Annotated in this window: 21 protein-coding genes; 14 read left to right on the top strand and 7 right to left on the bottom strand. The window is 55.9% G+C overall.

Translation table 11 applies throughout. The features are described from left to right. Nucleotides 1-187: 187 nt before the first annotated feature. The 3 genes from yeaG (at nt 188) to BN3796_RS13205 (ending at nt 4,091) form a co-directional block, all read left to right on the top strand. Nucleotides 188-2,122 (top strand): protein kinase YeaG, encoded by a 1,935-nt coding sequence (gene yeaG, locus BN3796_RS13215; RefSeq protein ID WP_061708785.1) that lies wholly within the window; start codon nt 188-190, stop codon nt 2,120-2,122. 94 nt (nt 2,123-2,216) lie between these two features. Beyond that, on the top strand, nt 2,217-3,500 hold the full coding sequence (locus BN3796_RS13210; RefSeq protein WP_061708784.1) for a YeaH/YhbH family protein: 1,284 nt from the start codon (nt 2,217-2,219) through the stop codon (nt 3,498-3,500). Nucleotides 3,501-3,590: 90 nt separating this feature from the next. Next, on the top strand, nt 3,591-4,091 hold the full coding sequence (locus BN3796_RS13205) for a YbaK/prolyl-tRNA synthetase associated domain-containing protein (protein ID WP_061708783.1): 501 nt from the start codon (nt 3,591-3,593) through the stop codon (nt 4,089-4,091). A gap of 11 nt (nt 4,092-4,102) precedes the next feature. Here the strand turns inward: BN3796_RS13205 and yoaI are convergent, their stop codons facing one another. Continuing rightward, the gene (yoaI, locus tag BN3796_RS20990; protein ID WP_238379226.1) at nt 4,103-4,207 is read right to left on the bottom strand and encodes a small membrane protein YoaI; all 105 of its coding nucleotides are present in this window, start codon (nt 4,205-4,207) and stop codon (nt 4,103-4,105) included. A 148-nt stretch (nt 4,208-4,355) separates the two neighbouring features. Here yoaI and BN3796_RS13200 point away from each other — a divergent pair, with 148 nt between their 5' ends. Further along, nucleotides 4,356-4,802, top strand: a complete 447-nt coding sequence (locus BN3796_RS13200; RefSeq protein WP_061708782.1) for a DUF441 domain-containing protein — start codon at nt 4,356-4,358, stop codon at nt 4,800-4,802. On the opposite strand, the gene BN3796_RS13195 is transcribed toward BN3796_RS13200, so the two are convergent. Further along, entirely contained in the window at nt 4,786-5,577 is a 792-nt protein-coding gene (locus BN3796_RS13195) for an AraC family transcriptional regulator (protein ID WP_061708781.1), read from the bottom strand. The two genes, BN3796_RS13200 and BN3796_RS13195, sit on opposite strands and share 17 nt — an antisense overlap. A gap of 100 nt (nt 5,578-5,677) precedes the next feature. Between BN3796_RS13195 and BN3796_RS13190 the strand changes: the two genes are divergently transcribed. Next, on the top strand, nt 5,678-6,865 hold the full coding sequence (locus BN3796_RS13190) for a CynX/NimT family MFS transporter (RefSeq protein WP_061708780.1): 1,188 nt from the start codon (nt 5,678-5,680) through the stop codon (nt 6,863-6,865). A gap of 6 nt (nt 6,866-6,871) precedes the next feature. Here BN3796_RS13190 and BN3796_RS13185 read toward each other — a convergent pair whose 3' ends face one another. Continuing rightward, a complete protein-coding gene (locus BN3796_RS13185; RefSeq protein ID WP_061708779.1) occupies nt 6,872-7,579 on the bottom strand; it encodes a CTP synthase C-terminal region-related (seleno)protein in 708 nt (235 codons plus the stop codon). A gap of 146 nt (nt 7,580-7,725) precedes the next feature. Here BN3796_RS13185 and BN3796_RS13180 point away from each other — a divergent pair, with 146 nt between their 5' ends. Then, nucleotides 7,726-8,085, top strand: coding sequence for a DUF488 domain-containing protein (locus tag BN3796_RS13180; RefSeq protein WP_061708778.1), 360 nt, complete (start codon nt 7,726-7,728; stop codon nt 8,083-8,085). Here the strand turns inward: BN3796_RS13180 and BN3796_RS13175 are convergent. Further along, the gene (locus BN3796_RS13175; RefSeq protein ID WP_061708777.1) at nt 8,072-8,377 is read right to left on the bottom strand and encodes a hypothetical protein; all 306 of its coding nucleotides are present in this window, start codon (nt 8,375-8,377) and stop codon (nt 8,072-8,074) included. The two genes, BN3796_RS13180 and BN3796_RS13175, sit on opposite strands and share 14 nt — an antisense overlap. A gap of 66 nt (nt 8,378-8,443) precedes the next feature. Beyond that, nucleotides 8,444-8,686, bottom strand: coding sequence for a putative hemolysin (locus BN3796_RS13170; RefSeq protein ID WP_061708776.1), 243 nt, complete (start codon nt 8,684-8,686; stop codon nt 8,444-8,446). A 299-nt stretch (nt 8,687-8,985) separates the two neighbouring features. On the opposite strand from BN3796_RS13170, the gene BN3796_RS13165 reads away from it, so the two are divergent. From BN3796_RS13165 to yoaJ, 3 genes are read left to right on the top strand one after another with little or no spacing between them, the layout of a single operon-like run. Beyond that, nucleotides 8,986-10,014: a GGDEF domain-containing protein gene (locus BN3796_RS13165; RefSeq protein ID WP_061708775.1), complete on the top strand. Its 1,029-nt coding sequence runs from the start codon at nt 8,986-8,988 to the stop codon at nt 10,012-10,014. 41 nt (nt 10,015-10,055) lie between these two features. After that, nucleotides 10,056-10,154, top strand: a complete 99-nt coding sequence (locus BN3796_RS20720; protein WP_148381795.1) for a YoaK family small membrane protein — start codon at nt 10,056-10,058, stop codon at nt 10,152-10,154. Next, nucleotides 10,155-10,229: a protein YoaJ gene (gene yoaJ / locus BN3796_RS21190; RefSeq protein WP_073885218.1), complete on the top strand. Its 75-nt coding sequence runs from the start codon at nt 10,155-10,157 to the stop codon at nt 10,227-10,229. It abuts the gene before it with no gap. A gap of 49 nt (nt 10,230-10,278) precedes the next feature. On the opposite strand, the gene BN3796_RS13160 is transcribed toward yoaJ, so the two are convergent. Both BN3796_RS13160 and lpxL read right to left on the bottom strand, forming a co-directional pair. Further along, nucleotides 10,279-10,527 (bottom strand): GlsB/YeaQ/YmgE family stress response membrane protein, encoded by a 249-nt coding sequence (locus tag BN3796_RS13160; RefSeq protein WP_061708774.1) that lies wholly within the window; start codon nt 10,525-10,527, stop codon nt 10,279-10,281. A 313-nt stretch (nt 10,528-10,840) separates the two neighbouring features. Beyond that, on the bottom strand, nt 10,841-11,806 hold the full coding sequence (lpxL, locus tag BN3796_RS13155) for an LpxL/LpxP family Kdo(2)-lipid IV(A) lauroyl/palmitoleoyl acyltransferase (protein WP_061708773.1): 966 nt from the start codon (nt 11,804-11,806) through the stop codon (nt 10,841-10,843). A gap of 300 nt (nt 11,807-12,106) precedes the next feature. Between lpxL and BN3796_RS13150 the strand changes: the two genes are divergently transcribed. From BN3796_RS13150 to BN3796_RS13130, 5 genes are all read left to right on the top strand, one after another. Beyond that, complete coding sequence (locus BN3796_RS13150) at nt 12,107-12,346, top strand: DinI family protein (protein WP_061708772.1); 240 nt, start codon at nt 12,107-12,109, stop codon at nt 12,344-12,346. 227 nt (nt 12,347-12,573) lie between these two features. Continuing rightward, the gene (gene umuD / locus BN3796_RS13145; protein ID WP_061708771.1) at nt 12,574-13,008 is read left to right on the top strand and encodes a translesion error-prone DNA polymerase V autoproteolytic subunit; all 435 of its coding nucleotides are present in this window, start codon (nt 12,574-12,576) and stop codon (nt 13,006-13,008) included. Next, nucleotides 12,992-14,254: a translesion error-prone DNA polymerase V subunit UmuC gene (gene umuC, locus BN3796_RS13140; protein ID WP_061708770.1), complete on the top strand. Its 1,263-nt coding sequence runs from the start codon at nt 12,992-12,994 to the stop codon at nt 14,252-14,254. Before umuD ends, umuC begins: the two co-directional genes overlap by 17 nt. 214 nt (nt 14,255-14,468) lie before the next feature. Beyond that, the gene (locus BN3796_RS13135) at nt 14,469-15,080 is read left to right on the top strand and encodes a fimbrial protein (protein WP_073885187.1); all 612 of its coding nucleotides are present in this window, start codon (nt 14,469-14,471) and stop codon (nt 15,078-15,080) included. Between the two features lie 54 nt (nt 15,081-15,134). Then, nucleotides 15,135-15,803: a fimbrial biogenesis chaperone gene (locus BN3796_RS13130; RefSeq protein ID WP_061708769.1), complete on the top strand. Its 669-nt coding sequence runs from the start codon at nt 15,135-15,137 to the stop codon at nt 15,801-15,803. The last annotated feature ends 12 nt before the right edge of the window (nt 15,804-15,815 follow it).

Below are 15,815 nucleotides of genomic sequence, written 5' to 3'. Positions count from 1 at the left end.
TTTGCAAATGCCATCTACGCTTATTTGAAGAAGAAGATTCCTTAACGCCCTGCGGTTGTTAGCTCATGCCCTGGCACACGGGTTACTGCTTTGTCAGTCACGGCGCGTAGAGTCCTCTTCCGGGAGCCTCCATTATTCATACGAACGGCTCTTATCCTGTGCTAAAAATACGAAAGGACGGCATGCCATGAATATATTCGATCACTATCGCCAGCGCTATGAAGCTGCCAAGGACGAAGAGTTCACACTGCAGGAGTTTCTTACCATTTGTCGGCAAGATCGCAGTGCCTATGCCAATGCGGCAGAGCGGCTATTGATGGCTATTGGAGAGCCGACGATGGTCGATACGGCGCATGAACCACGGCTTTCCCGTCTCTTTTCGAATCGTGTCGTTGCTCGCTATCCCGCCTTTGAAGAGTTCTACGGCATGGAAGATGCCATTGAGCAGATTGTTTCTTATCTGAAACATGCGGCTCAGGGCCTGGAAGAGAAGAAGCAGATCCTCTATCTGCTGGGGCCGGTAGGCGGCGGTAAATCGTCGCTGGCCGAACGGTTAAAAGCGCTGATGCAGCGCGTACCGATCTACGTGCTCAGCGCCAACGGCGAGCGCAGCCCGGTGAACGACCACCCGCTGTGCCTCTTTAACCCGCAGGAAGATGCGCAGATTCTGGAAAAAGAGTTTGGCATCCCGCACCGCTATCTCGGCACCATTATGTCGCCCTGGGCGGCGAAACGGCTGCATGAGTTCGGCGGTGATATCACTAAATTCCGCGTGGTGAAGGTCTGGCCTTCCATTCTCGAGCAGATCGCGATTGCGAAAACCGAGCCCGGGGATGAGAACAACCAGGATATCTCCGCGCTGGTCGGTAAAGTGGATATCCGTAAGCTGGAAAACCACGCGCAAAACGATCCGGACGCCTACGGCTACTCCGGCGCGCTCTGCCGCGCCAACCAGGGCATTATGGAATTTGTCGAGATGTTCAAAGCGCCTATTAAGGTGCTCCATCCGCTGCTGACCGCCACCCAGGAAGGGAACTATAACGGTACGGAAGGGATCTCTGCCCTGCCGTTCAACGGGATTATTCTCGCCCACTCCAACGAATCGGAATGGGTGACCTTCCGTAACAATAAAAACAATGAGGCCTTCCTTGACCGCGTGTATATCGTCAAGGTGCCTTATTGCCTGCGGATCTCTGAAGAGATCAAGATTTACGAAAAACTGCTTAACCACAGCGAGCTGGTCCATGCACCCTGCGCCCCCGGCACGCTGGAAACGCTGTCGCGCTTCTCTATCCTGTCGCGCCTGAAAGAGCCGGAAAACTCCAGCATCTATTCGAAAATGCGCGTCTATGACGGGGAAAGCCTGAAAGATACCGACCCGAAAGCGAAGTCCTATCAGGAGTACCGCGACTACGCCGGGGTTGACGAGGGGATGAACGGGCTCTCCACGCGTTTCGCGTTCAAGATCCTCTCCCGCGTCTTTAACTTCGACCATACGGAAGTCGCCGCTAACCCGGTCCATCTGTTCTACGTGCTGGAGCAGCAGATTGAGCGCGAGCAGTTCCCGCAGGAGCAGGCCGAGCGCTATCTGGAGTTCCTGAAAGGCTATCTGATCCCGAAATATGCTGAGTTTATCGGCAAAGAAATCCAGACCGCCTATCTGGAATCCTACTCCGAGTACGGGCAGAACATTTTCGATCGTTACGTCACCTACGCAGATTTCTGGATCCAGGATCAGGAGTATCGCGATCCGGATACCGGTCAGCTGTTCGATCGCGAATCGCTCAACGCCGAGCTGGAGAAGATCGAGAAGCCGGCCGGGATCAGCAATCCGAAGGATTTCCGCAACGAGATCGTCAACTTCGTCCTGCGCGCCCGGGCCAATAACAGCGGCCGGAATCCGAACTGGACCAGCTACGAAAAACTGCGCACGGTTATTGAGAAGAAGATGTTCTCCAATACCGAGGAGCTGTTGCCGGTTATCTCCTTTAACGCGAAAACCTCAACCGACGAGCAGAAAAAACATGACGATTTTGTCGATCGCATGATGGAAAAAGGCTATACCCGCAAACAGGTTCGCCTGCTCTGCGAATGGTATCTGCGCGTGCGTAAATCGTCTTAACACAAGTGCCCGGTGGCGCTGACGCCCACCGGGCCTACAAAAAGGTCCGGCAGTTGCGGACACTGCAAGTTGGCACATGCAGTACGGGGGGCATATGACCTGGTTTATTGACCGGCGTCTTAACGGCAAAAACAAGAGCACGGTTAACCGCCAGCGCTTCTTGCGCCGTTATAAATCGCAAATTAAACAGTCGATCTCCGAGGCCATTAACAAGCGCTCGGTGACCGACGTAGAGAGCGGCGAATCTGTCTCTATCCCGACGGATGATATCAGCGAACCGATGTTCCATCAGGGACGCGGCGGCCTGCGCCATCGCGTTCACCCTGGTAATGACCATTTTATTCAGAATGACCGCATCGAGCGTCCCCAGGGCGGCGGCGGCGGATCGGGCAGTGGTCAGGGCCAGGCGAGCCAGGATGGAGAAGGCCAGGACGAGTTTGTCTTTCAGATCTCCAAAGATGAGTATCTTGACCTGCTGTTTGAGGATTTGGCGCTGCCAAACCTGAAAAAAAACCAGCAGCGCCAGCTCAATGAGTATAAAACCCACCGGGCAGGCTACACCGCCAATGGCGTACCGGCCAACATCAGCGTGGTGCGCTCCCTGCAAAACTCGCTGGCGCGGCGCACCGCGATGACCGCCGGAAAACGACGGGAGTTGCGCGCTCTCGAAGCCGACCTGAAAACGGTGGAGAACAGCGAGCCGGCACAACTGCTGGAGGAGGAGCGGCTGCGCAAGGAGATCGCTGAACTGCGGGCAAAGATCGAGCGCGTGCCCTTTATCGACACCTTCGATCTGCGCTACAAGAACTATGAAAAACGTCCGGAACCTTCCAGCCAGGCGGTGATGTTCTGCCTGATGGATGTCTCCGGCTCCATGGATCAGGCCACCAAAGATATGGCGAAGCGTTTTTATATTCTGCTCTATCTGTTCCTGAGCAGAACCTATAAGAACGTGGAGGTGGTCTATATCCGTCACCATACCCAGGCCAAAGAGGTGGATGAACATGAGTTCTTCTACTCCCAGGAGACAGGGGGAACCATCGTCTCCAGCGCGCTGAAGCTGATGGATGAGGTGGTGAAAGAACGCTACGATCCCGGGCAGTGGAATATCTACGCGGCCCAGGCGTCGGATGGCGATAACTGGGCGGATGACTCGCCGCTGTGTCACGAGATCCTGGCGAAAAAGATCCTGCCGGTGGTGCGTTACTACAGCTATATCGAGATCACCCGTCGCGCCCACCAGACGCTCTGGCGCGAATATGAGCATCTGCAGGCGGCGTTTGACAACTTCGCCATGCAGCATATCCGCGACCAGGATGATATCTATCCGGTCTTCCGCGAGCTGTTCCACAAGCAGTCCAGCACCACAACCGCGTAACGTCACGGCCAGCGATAAGCTGGCCGTTCACTTTCTTCCTTTCCCGGTGTTACTCTACCGTTTCCTCTTTTTACGCTACGGGAAATCGCTATGTCTGAAGAAGTTAAAGGAGTTGCCACCCACCGCCAGCTGATTACTCTGCTGACCGAACAGGGGGCGCAGTTTCGCGTTATGGAGCATGAGCCGGTCGGCAAATGCGAAGCGGTGAGTGAAATTCGTGGCACCGATCTGCGCCAGGGCGCCAAAGCGCTGGTCTGCAAAATCAAAGGAAACGGGGTAAAAAAACATGTGCTGGCGATTCTGGCTGCCGATCAGCAGGCTGATTTAAGCCAGCTGGCGAGCCACTTTGGTGGCCTGAAAGCCTCTCTCGCCAGCCCGGCGGAAGTGGACGCCCTGACCGCCTGCGTCTTTGGCGCGATCCCGCCGTTCAGCTTCCACCCCGACCTGACGCTGGTGGCCGATCCGCTGCTCTTTGAACGTTTCGATGAGATCGCCTTTAATGCCGGACTGCTGGAAAAATCGGTGATTATGAATACGCGGGACTACCTGCGCATCGCCCGGCCTGAACTGGTGACCTTTCGCCGCCCGTAACGCGGCTGCCGTCAGCGCGTTCGTTCCAGGAACAGCACCGATGCGATTAAAATAAGCGCAATGGTGAAAAACAGGGAGGTAATGACCAGCGTCTCAACAAACATTGGGTCGTTCATGGCGACTCTCCATGCAGTATATGCTCCCCTTTTACCGCCGGGGGATGACATTTCCGTGACGTGCGTGCGTCACTATGATGAATAATTATAAACGATCGGCCCTGTGCGTTATGCGCCAGGCTGGCTAATTTTCGGCAAGGAACACCGTATGTTTGACCCTACTCTGCTTATTCTTCTCGGGCTCGCCGCGCTCGGCTTTATCAGCCATAACACCACGGTGGCGATCTCCATCCTGGTATTGATCATCGTGCGCGTTACGCCGCTCAATACCTTTTTCCCGTGGATAGAAAAACAGGGGCTGACCCTCGGGATTATCATCCTGACCATCGGGGTGATGGCGCCCATCGCCAGCGGCACCCTGCCCGCCTCCACCCTGCTTCACTCGTTCGTCAACTGGAAATCGCTTATCGCGATTGCCGTGGGCGTATTTGTCTCCTGGCTCGGCGGGCGCGGCGTGACGCTGATGAGCAGCCAGCCTTCGCTGGTGGCGGGGCTGCTGGTGGGCACCGTGCTGGGCGTGGCGCTGTTTCGCGGCGTGCCGGTCGGCCCGCTGATTGCCGCCGGGCTGGTGTCGCTTTTTATCGGGAAGTCATAGCGAGGCTGGCGATATAGCGCGCCGGTGTTTGCCCCAGCCCCTTCTTAAACATGGTGATAAAGGCGGTGGTCGAGTCGTAGCCCAGCGCCTGCGCCGCCTGCTGCACCGACTGGCCGCTAATCAGCAGCTGAAGCGCCACGATCAGCTGCAGCTGATGTCGCCAGCGGCGAAAACTGAGCCCGGTCTCCTTTACCACCAGCCGCGCCAGGTTGCGCTCGCTCATTGCGAAGCGCTGTGCCCACTGCGCCAGCGTCTGCCAGGCGGCTGGCTCTTCCGCCATGGTTTCGCTCATCAGCCGGATTTTGGGATGCGGGGAGACCGGCAGCTGAAGCTGCTCCTGCGGCTGTCGGGGAAGCTCGTCGAACAGCACAGCAATCAGCCTGGCCGTGGCGGGCGACACGGGTTCGCCGGGATGTTTCGCCGCCAGGGTGAGGATCAGCTCCCGCACCAGCGGCGAAATTTTTAAGGTACAGCAGTAGTCGGGAAGGGAGAGCGCCCCCGGCTCAATAAAGAGAAAGCAGAGCTGCGCGCCCGGAGTCGCCCGGTTGCTGTGCGGCAGCTGCCCCGGGATCCAGACCGCATATTGCGGCGGCACCATCAGCATCGCGTTGTCCACCTCGCAGACGATGGCGCCATGCAGGGCCAGAATCAGCTGCCCCTTACGGTGGTGATGCCGGGGGATGCGCTGCTCATCCTCCACGACCTGAACGTGAAACGCCGCCGCCGCGTCGGGGCGGCTGTCCGGGTCGAACCCTTCCAGTCCGAGTCCTCTCATTAACTTGTCCGATTTTAGCGATAAACTGTCATTTTAGCCTGATTTCAACCGCCCTCAAAACGGGTATGGTGTGCCCTCATTTTGTTGTTAGAGAAAAACCATGACGACTGCCACCGCTTCTGCCGGTCAACATCGCGCGCTGCTGATTGCCGGTATTTTGTTGATCGCCACGACGCTTCGCGTCACCTTTACCGGCGCCGCGCCGCTGCTGGATACCATTCGTGCCGATTACGGCTTAACCACCGCCCAGACGGGCCTGCTGACCACCCTTCCGCTGCTGGCCTTCGCGCTCATTTCGCCGCTGGCGGCGGGCGTGGCGCGCCGCATTGGCATGGAGCGTAGCCTGTTTGTGGCCCTGCTGCTCATCTGCGCGGGTATCGGCGTTCGCTCCCTTCCCTCCGCCACCCTGCTCTTTACCGGCACCGCGCTGATCGGCGGCGGCATCGCGCTCGGCAACGTGCTGCTGCCGGGGCTGATTAAGCGCGATTTTCCCGGTCAGGTCGCCAGGCTTACCGGCACCTATTCCCTGACGATGGGCGCCGCGGCAGCGCTTGGCTCGGCGTTAGTCGTGCCGCTGGCGCTGGGCGGCGCGGGCTGGCGCGGCGCCCTGCTGATGCTGATGGCCTTTCCGCTGCTGGCACTGCTGCTGTGGCTTCCCCAGTGGCGTCAGCATCCGCCCGCCTCGCTAAGCGGCGCCCGGGCGCTGCACAACCGCGGGATCTGGCGCTCGGCGCTGGCGTGGCAGGTGACGCTGTTCCTCGGGATCAACTCGCTGATTTACTACGTGATCATCGGCTGGCTGCCCGCCATTCTGCTCAGCCACGGCTATAGCGAAACCCAGGCGGGATCCATGCACGGCCTGCTCCAGCTGGCTACCGCCGTGCCCGGGCTGGTGGTGCCGCTGCTTCTGCCTCGTCTGAAGGATCAGCGCGCCATCGCCGGGTTTGTCGCGCTGCTTTGCGCCATCAGCGCGGCGGGACTGTGGTTCTTCCCTGACGGCGCGGTAGCCTGGACGCTGATTTTTGGCTTTGGCTCGGGAGCGACTATGATCCTCGGTCTGACCTTTATCGGCCTGCGCGCCAGCAGCGCCCATCAGGCGGCGGCGCTTTCCGGCATGGCGCAGTCGGTAGGTTATCTGCTGGCGGCCTGTGGGCCGCCGTTAATGGGGAAAATTCACGATACGGCAGGCGACTGGCGTATTCCGCTCCTCGCCTGCGCGCTGGTATCGGTGGTGATGGCGCTCTGCGGCATGCTCGCCGGGCGCGATCGGGAAATCGCTCAGGGCTAAAAGGGATTAACGGCGCGCGGCGCGTAGCATCGCCTGCACCAGCGGGACGGGCCTGCCTGCCAGCGCGCCGCGCTCATGCTGGAACAGGGTGCCGACAAAGAAGGGGTGAGTGACCAGTTCAACGGCGCGGATTTCGCCCTGCTCATCCCAGCCCGTAACGCGCATGTCGCCCTTTTCCAGCATCAGGGCGAACTCAGGCGATACCCCGTAGTTGCAATGGTACCCTTCCTCAATCGTCAGGCGGCCATAGGCTCTGGCGATCAGAGTGTTGGCCCGCAGTTCAATCAGATCGCTCTTTTCCACCAGCGAGCAGGCGAGTGGCGCAATCACCATTCGCCCTTCGCTATCGGTTTCCGCATGGGCCGCGTCATGCCAGCCGAGAACGTCCCGGGCATACTCAATGAGCGCATGCTGGAATCCGCCGCAGGTACCGAGAAACGGAATGCTGTTTTCCCGCGCATAGCGCGCCGCCAGAAAAGCCCCTTCCGCATTCTGATAAGGACTTGCCGGCACCAGCCAGAGGGCATCATAGCCCACCAGATCTTCCGGGCTGTTCAGCTCTGCGGTGGCAATCCAGTCGTAGTCTGCCGTCACGTCCAGCACGGCGGCGGCATCATCAATCGCCAGGGGGATAGCCTGATGCGCGATCACCTCAGGGTTGTAATCGCCGACAAGCGCAATGCGCAGCGTATCTTTTTCAGGGGAGAGTTCCATCGGGGTTCCTTATGCCAGACAGTTAACGGATTACATAAGGAACCTCAGCCTACCGATCTTTTATTGACGGGGCAACACCGTAAATTGGGAGGCGCGCCGGCGAGTGGTAGAGTATCGGGCGGAGAACGGGTTAACGAGGAGAAGAGATGATTCAGTGCAAACGGGTTTATGATGCGCCGGCGCGCGAGGATGGCTACCGGATCCTGGTGGACAGGCTCTGGCCGCGCGGCATCAAAAAAGCCGACCTGGTTTATGACGAATGGTGCAAGGCCCTGACCCCTTCCAGCGAGCTTCGCAAAGCCTATCACGGCGATACTCTCGACTTTGCCGCCTTCAGCCAGGCCTACCGGCAGGAGCTGGCGCAGCACAAAGCGGAGGGTGAACGTATTGCGGCGCGGGCGCAAACGCAGACGGTGACCCTGCTCTATGCCGCGAAGCAGACCGAACAGAATCACGCGCAGGTTTTAGCCGCCTGGCTGCGCCAGCTGGCGGTCAGCCGATCGTAAGCTCATCGCAGCGTTGCGAAACCTCATCCGGCGTAAGCGGTAGCAGATGTTCGGGGCGTATAAAGGCGAAACCGTGCTGATTATCGAAGGCGTAGACATCGCCGGTCACCAGCCAGAGGGCGCGCTCTGCCGTGGCGGGCAGAGTGGTCATCACACCATTGACCGGATTTAAAAAACGCTGCCCTGGCTGACAGAGGGCGAAAAGCTCAACGGACTTACCGATATTGCGACGCCCGGCAGGGGTGCGGGCGCCGATGACCACCGCCAGGGTGCCCGGTTTTAACTGAAACATACTTCTCTCGCGACTTAATACCAGGATAATTCTTAAAGAAAGTGTATCGCAGTTACCGGGCCGCTGTCATCTGGTGGGCGCGGGATGATCGCGTCGGTAGAGATCCCACTCTTCAATCGTCTGGCCACCTGGCAGTTTACAGTTGGCGAAGACGCCCTGCGGACTTTGTACCGGCACCAGTTCGCCCCCTTTTTGTACGCAGTAAACCGACGCAGGGTTAGCCATGCCGATGGGGGGACGAGGGGCCTCTTCCTGCCTGGCTGAGCAGGCGGCAAGGGGTAAGGCCAGCGCAAGAAGTAAATAACGCATGAACATTTCCTTTTCTTTCTGAAGAAGATAAGACTAACGGCTGACGTCGATTTTCTCCACGATTTCTTCATTAAGCCTGCACTTTCACCAGCGATAATGGCCACGTTCTGTCTTGACCACAGAACACTTTTCCATGATGCAAAATTTTGCCTCACCCGCCGTGGTGGGGCTTTTTTATGGGTAATGGACGCGAACACGATATATAAAATTTCACCGTTTCATGTTCTACTATGCGCAGGAGTTTAAAATTTCAGCATAACATGCAGAGAACTCTCCTCTGCATGGGAGTCAAGTTACAGATGTCGGACATTATTCTTGCCCGTGTTTCAGAAACCCTCGCCACTCAACACTCCCTCGAAAGCCTGGTCCGCCAGTTGCTGGAGATGCTGGAGATCGTCACCGAGATGGAGTCAACCTATCTCACCAAAGTGGATCTCAACGCGCGTCTGCAGCATATCCTCTACGCCCGCAACAGCAAACAGATGCAGATCCCGGAAGGAATGAGCGTCCCCTGGGGCGAGACGCTCTGTAAGCGCGCCTTTGACAGCCACTGCTTTTTTAGCGATAACGTGCCGGAACGCTGGCCCGACTGCGAGGCGGCTAAAGCGCTGGGTATTACAACCTGGATGAGTATTCCCATTCACCTTGCCGATGGGTCGCTCTACGGCACGCTCTGCGCCAGCAGCTCGGAAAAGAGGGCGCTCAGCAGCCGCGGCGAGCAGGTTTTACAGCTTTTTGCCGGCCTGATTGCACAATACATTCAGAAAGAGGCGCTGGTGATACAGCTTCAGGAGGCTAACGCCGCCCTGATCGCCCACTCCTACACCGACGCCCTCACCGGCCTGCCCAACCGCCGGGCAATTTTTGAAAATCTCAACGCCCTCTTTTCACTGGCGCGCCATCTGCAGCGCCATGCCATCCTCGCCTTTATCGATCTGGATGATTTTAAGCTCATCAACGATCGCTACGGCCACGAAGCGGGCGACCGGTTTCTGGTGGAGGCTGGCCGGCGCCTGACCGAAGGACAGACCGAAGACGATATTATTGGGCGTCTGGGCGGCGATGAGTTTCTGCTGGCCTGTCTGAGCCAGGGCGAGGGTGAGGCGGAGCGCAGGCAGATCAACGTCATTAAAACAGAGATCGGGGCGCGCATCGCGGGTGAATACTGGCTCGGCAATGTGCATATTGTCTATCCGGGAGCGAGCGTCGGGGTCGTGGCGATTGATCCTCTCCATACCGATGTTGACAGCGCGTTGCGCGCGGCAGACATGGCGATGTATGAGGAGAAGAAGGGAAAACGCGCAACGGACTTTCTCCCTGAGGATTAACCCCGTACACTCAACGGCTCGGCAAGCTTAAAGGTAACGTGATGCGAATCGGTATTCTGTTTCCGGTCGCGATTTTTATCGCGGCAGTCATCTTTTTAACGTGGTTTTTCGTCGGCGGCTACGCTGCGCCTGGGGTATAGATGAGAAAGACAACCATCATTATGCTAATCGTCGCGATTGTGGCCGTGGCGGGATCGCAGCTGGGCTGGTGGTAACGGCCAAAAGAAAGGCTGCCCGGGGCAGCCTTATCTGATATGTCGTCTGTTAGCTTCTGACTTTTCTGTAGATAAACAGAACCACCAGTGCGCCAATCACCGCAACGACAAAGCTGCCGAAATTGAAGCCATCCACCCGGCCAAAGCCGAACAGAGTACTGATCCAGCCGCCGACCACGGCGCCGATAATACCCAGAATGATGGTTACGATGAGGCCACCGCCATCTTTACCAGGCATGATCCACTTAGCCAGAATACCCGCGATAAGCCCAAAGATAATCCACGATAAAATTCCCATAGCTTTCCTCTCCGTATGGTTTTTTTCAATAAATCAACAACACAGAAAAGGATAGCACAGGATTCAGGAAAGAAAGTTTGTGACAAGAATCACAGGCGCGTTTGCACATTTTATCGACAACAGGCCACTCAAGACAAAACACACAAAAGATGGGGTTGCATGTTTTATTGAGAAAGATTATCTTTCTCAACACTGAATAGTTGAGCAAAACACTCAACTATTCAGCACGACATTGCTCACATTGCTTCCAGTATTCTTGCCCACCTTTCGGTGGGCTTTTTTTACCTGCTTTCGCAGCGGCTGCGGGAGAGCGTCAGGATTTGCGCTTGCGCTTACGTTTGCGTTTTTTAACCTTTTCATAGAGCGCAGGCTCCCCTTCCGGGCGCGTTTTGAAGCGGCGATGCAGCCACATATACTGCTCCGGCGCCTGGCGAATGGCCTCCTCTATCGCCTGGTTCATGCGGGTGGCCACGCTCTCTTTATCCTGATCGTAGAGCTGCTCCCCGATATCCGGCAGGATAATCAGCTCGTAGCCTTTCCCGTCGGCGCGACGACGCGGGATAAAGGGGACTACCGCCGGGCGAGCGCTGCGTACCAGCATATAGCTGCCGGCGGTGGTTGCCGCATCCGGGACATTAAAAAAGGGAACGAACACGCTGTTGCGCGCGCCGTAATCGTGATCGGGGGCGTACCAGACAATTTCATCCTGCTTAAGCGCCTTTATCATTCCCTTTAAATCATAGCGATCGAGCATGGTTTTATTGGAGCGTAACCGCCCTCTCGTCTGCAGCCAGTCATAGAGCGCGTTATTATTGGGCCGGTAAACGCCCACCCCTGGATTCAACATGCCGAAAATACGCGCGCCGAGTTCCAGCGTCAGAAAATGCATGCCGATAAGCAGCACGCCGCGTTTGCCCGCGCGCGCCTTTTCCATATGTTCATAGCCGCTGACGGTAAACCATTTACGCATCCGCCAGTCGGGCCAGTACCAGGCAATCCCTGTTTCCACTACCCCCATACCGACAGATTCGAAGTTTTTGCGAAGCAGCTGTTCGCGCTCCGTAGAGGAAAGTTCCGGGAAGCAAAGTTCCAGATTGCGGCGGGCGACCTTCACACGGCGGGGCAAAACCCACATGGAGAGTCTCCCCAGGCTGCATCCCAGACGGCGCAGCAGAGGGTAAGGCAGTAGCAGCGCGCATCGCAGGAGAATAATCCCCAGCCAGAGCAGCCAGTAGCGCGGATGAAAAAAAGAGAGTGAAAAAGTTGGCAGTCTCGTCATTGAGTGAAACGCTTTCCTGTTCAGGTGGTAAGAGCAGCCCGGATAGTTTATAGGCGTTTTTACCTGTATAGCAAAATCGGGACCGCGATCAGATCCGCAAAGTCTATGAAAAGAGAGAATATGGGTCTTGGCATTTTTTGCTAAATACCGGCAAAAAAAGGGGGGTTAAACGGGGCGTCTCCCCCGACACCTCCTGTTTACTCTCTGTGTAACCGTCACACAGCTTACCTTCTCCATCGCTTGACTCTCTCTGCGAACCTTGTATAAATACTGTATATGTAAACAGTAAAGGTTTTTTATATGTTCGTTGAGCTTGTTTATGACAAACGTAACGTTGCAGGATTGCCGGGAGCAAACGAGATCATCCTGAATGAACTGACCCGGCGCGTTCACCGCCTCTTTCCCGATGCCGAGGTGAGGGTTAAGCCGATGCAGGCTAACGGGTTAAACAGCGATGCCAGTAAAAACGATCGCGAGAAGCTGAACCGCATGCTCGAAGAGATGTTTGACGAGTCCGATATGTGGCTCATCAACGAATAACCCCCTCCTTTGCGTGGCGCATTCTGGTCCAAAAGCGTGCGCCCTTCTTTGCTCTGTCTGACCCCCCTGTCCGGCATCACGCCTGCTTTTTAACCGCCTTTGCATTTTCAAAACCGCTAAAATTCTGTTATTTTTCAAAGTATTGAAGAAAATATTCTTCCGGTAACTTGATCGTTGCGATCAATCATGGATACTGTATATAAATACAGTTGAATGAGCCACGGATTATGCAATTCATCTTTCCCTGTCAACCCGGCACCCCAATATTGCTTCCGCTATTTATGGAACGGGTGCCTTGCGGGTTCCCCAGCCCCGCCCAGGACTATATCGAAGAGAGCCTCGATCTCAACAAGCTGGTTATAAAACATCCCAGTGCAACCTACTTTGTCAGAGTAAGCGGCGACTCCATGATCGGCGCAGGCATCAGCAACGGTGATTTACTGGTCGTGGATCGCTCCTTATCTGCCGCGCATGGCGATATTGTTATCGCCGCCGTCGGCGGTGAATTTACCGTAAAAGAGCTGCAAACATATCCACGCTTTCAGCTCTTACCCCATAACGCTAACTATTCGCCCATTGTTTTCGACACGGAAGAAGAGCTGCAAATATTTGGCGTAGTGACCTTTACTCTGAAGTCCAACAGACATGTTCGCGCTCGTTGATATAAATAGCTTTTACACCTCCTGCGAGACCGTTTTTCGGCCCGATCTGCAGGGAAAGCCGGTGGTGGTCGTTTCCAATAATGATGGGTGTATTATTTCGCGCTCAGCAGAAGCGAAAGCGCTGGGGATTAGCATGGCGGGCCCCTATTTTCAGTTAAAGGATCAGCTGAAGCGGCAAAAGGTCCACGTATTTAGCTCCAATTATGCGCTCTATGCGGATATGAGCCGCCGGGTCATGACCATTCTCGAAGAGATGGCGCCGAGAGCGGAGATCTACTCCATTGACGAAGCGTTCCTTGACGTGACCGGTATCCGTAACTGTATGAGCCTGGAGGTGTTCGGCCACGCCATTCGCCAGCGCCTCTTCCGGGAGACCGGCCTTACCGCCGGGGTGGGCATCGCTCCCACGAAAACGTTAGCCAAGCTGGCCAACCACGCGGCAAAAACCTGGAAAAAAACGGGGGGCGTGGTCGATTTATCAAACATCGACCGCCAACGCAGGCTGCTGGCGCTGGTGCCGGTCGGCGAGGTGTGGGGCGTCGGACGACGGATCGGCAAGAAGCTGAGCCTGATGGGCATCGACACCGCTCTGCAACTGGCCGACTGTTCAGGCTGGGTGATCCGTAAACATTTCAACGTGGTGCTGGAAAGAACGGCACGCGAGCTGCGAGGAGAACCCTGTCTGGCGCTGGAAGAGTTCTCTCCGGCCAGGCAACAGATAATCTGCAGCCGCTCCTTCGGTAGCCGCATCACCCGGTATGAAGATATGCGCCAGGCGGTCTGCGCCTACGCCGAGCGCGCCGCCGAGAAACTGCGGGAAGAGAAACAATTTTGCTGCTTTATCACCGTCTTTATTCGTACCAGCCCACATGCGAAGGATGGGGTTTTTTACGGCAATCAGGCTTCGGGCAGGCTGATGACGCCCTCTAACGATACCCGGGATATTATCAACGTGGCGATCGACGGGCTGAACCGCATCTGGGTTGATGGCCCCCGCTATATTAAAGCGGGCGTAATGCTGAGCGACTTCTTCAGCCAGGGGGTGGCTCAGCTTAACCTGTTTGACGAGCATCAACCCCGTCCGAACAGTGCCGCGCTGATGCATGTTATTGACGATCTTAATCGCTCTGGCCGGGGCACCCTGTGGTTTGCGGGTCAGGGTGCGCAGAAATCCTGGGCGATGAAGCGCGAAATGTTATCCCCTTGCTATACAACCCGCTATTCGGATCTGCCCGTCGTCAAATAAGCTTTTTCTCTTACTCGCGCCCGTAACATAATTTATTTTTAAACCGCTTTTCGGTCAGCGCATAGCAGATTTTTTGTTAGCATTTTTGCCGTTTGATATTCACTGCGAATAGAAAGACCTGCTGGTAATAATGGTGATATGGCAAGAGAACACCACCAGTTACATAGCTGAAATTAATCAAAAGGGTTTATTGAGCTAAATGGGACGAGTGGACATGATTAATAAAAAAACCATCCTGGCAATGAGCGTATGTACGCTGATGATGGTAAGTGCAAATGCGCTGGCTGAACTTCCGTCAGGTAATAACGATAATACCATTAATACCAATCCCGGCAACGACGCCGGTACCCAGGGGACCGGTGGCGTGGTGCATTTCACCGGAAAAATTACCGACGCATCCTGTAACATCAGCACGGACAGCGCAGGCCAGTCGGTTGAGCTGGGCACCTGGGCGGCCACCTACTTTGCAACACAAAAAGAGACGACGCGCACCCCTTTCCATATCTCCGTAGAGGGCTGCCCGGACTCGGTAAAATCTGTTGCCGTTCTGTTTGATGGCACCAAAGATTCGACGGATAACTCCCTGCTGGGCCTGAACTCCGCGGTAGACAGCGAGGGGAATACCGCCACGGGCGTGGCCGTTAAACTGTACGAAAGCGATCGCAATACTCAGATTAAGATTGGCGATATCTCCAGAAGCGTCGAACTCACTGAAGGGGAAGATTCAAAGACCCTGAATTTTTACGCCAGCTATAACGCGACCGCAGAGACTGTGACCACCGGAGAAGCCGATGCCGATGCAAACTTCCTGATGGTCTATAACTGATAATTTTAAATAGCAGAGGAGACTCTGCTATTTAAAACCGCCGGTAAAATCAACATGAATAAAACAACATTCGCGATACTGTTTTTATCGCTGGGTTATTGCCTTTGCGCACAGGCCGGTGTCGTCATGGGGGGAACCCGCGTCATCTATCCGCAGGAGCAGCGGGAAGTCGCTTTTTCTATTACCAATATGGAAAAAGAGACCCCCTATTTAATTCAGTCCTGGATCGAAAATCCTGACAGCGAAAATAAATCCACGCCTCCTTTTGTGGTCACGCCAACATTATTTCGTCTGGACGCGGAACAAAAAAATACGCTACGAATAAGCTACCTGGGTACCCCCTTGCCCGCTGACCGGGAATCCGTATTCTGGCTTAACGTAAAAAATATCGCCCCCACCAGTAAGGCCAACAGCAATAAACTGCAGATCAACGTTAAGTCCAGATTTAAAATTTTCTTTCGCCCGAAAGGTTTGAAAGGGGATCCGGCGCTGGCCTATAAAAAGCTGGAATTTACCTGTAGCAACAACAGGCTGACCGTGCACAACCCTACCCCCTGGTTTGTCTCCTTTTATCTGATCAACGTTGGCAATACCGAGGTAAAGGAGCCCGGGATGGTGGATCCCTTTGCCGCGCGTAGCTGGAACACCCCCTGCTCGGGCGCCATCAGCTGGCAGGCCATTAACGATTATGGCGGACTGACGCGCCTGGCCACGCAGTCCTGAACCGTTGACAGG

This window comes from Pseudenterobacter timonensis (assembly GCF_900021175.1).
Taxonomy (GTDB): domain Bacteria; phylum Pseudomonadota; class Gammaproteobacteria; order Enterobacterales; family Enterobacteriaceae; genus Enterobacter; species Enterobacter timonensis.
Note: the sequence above shows the minus strand (reverse complement) of the source record. Positions and strands in the feature narration are given on the sequence as shown.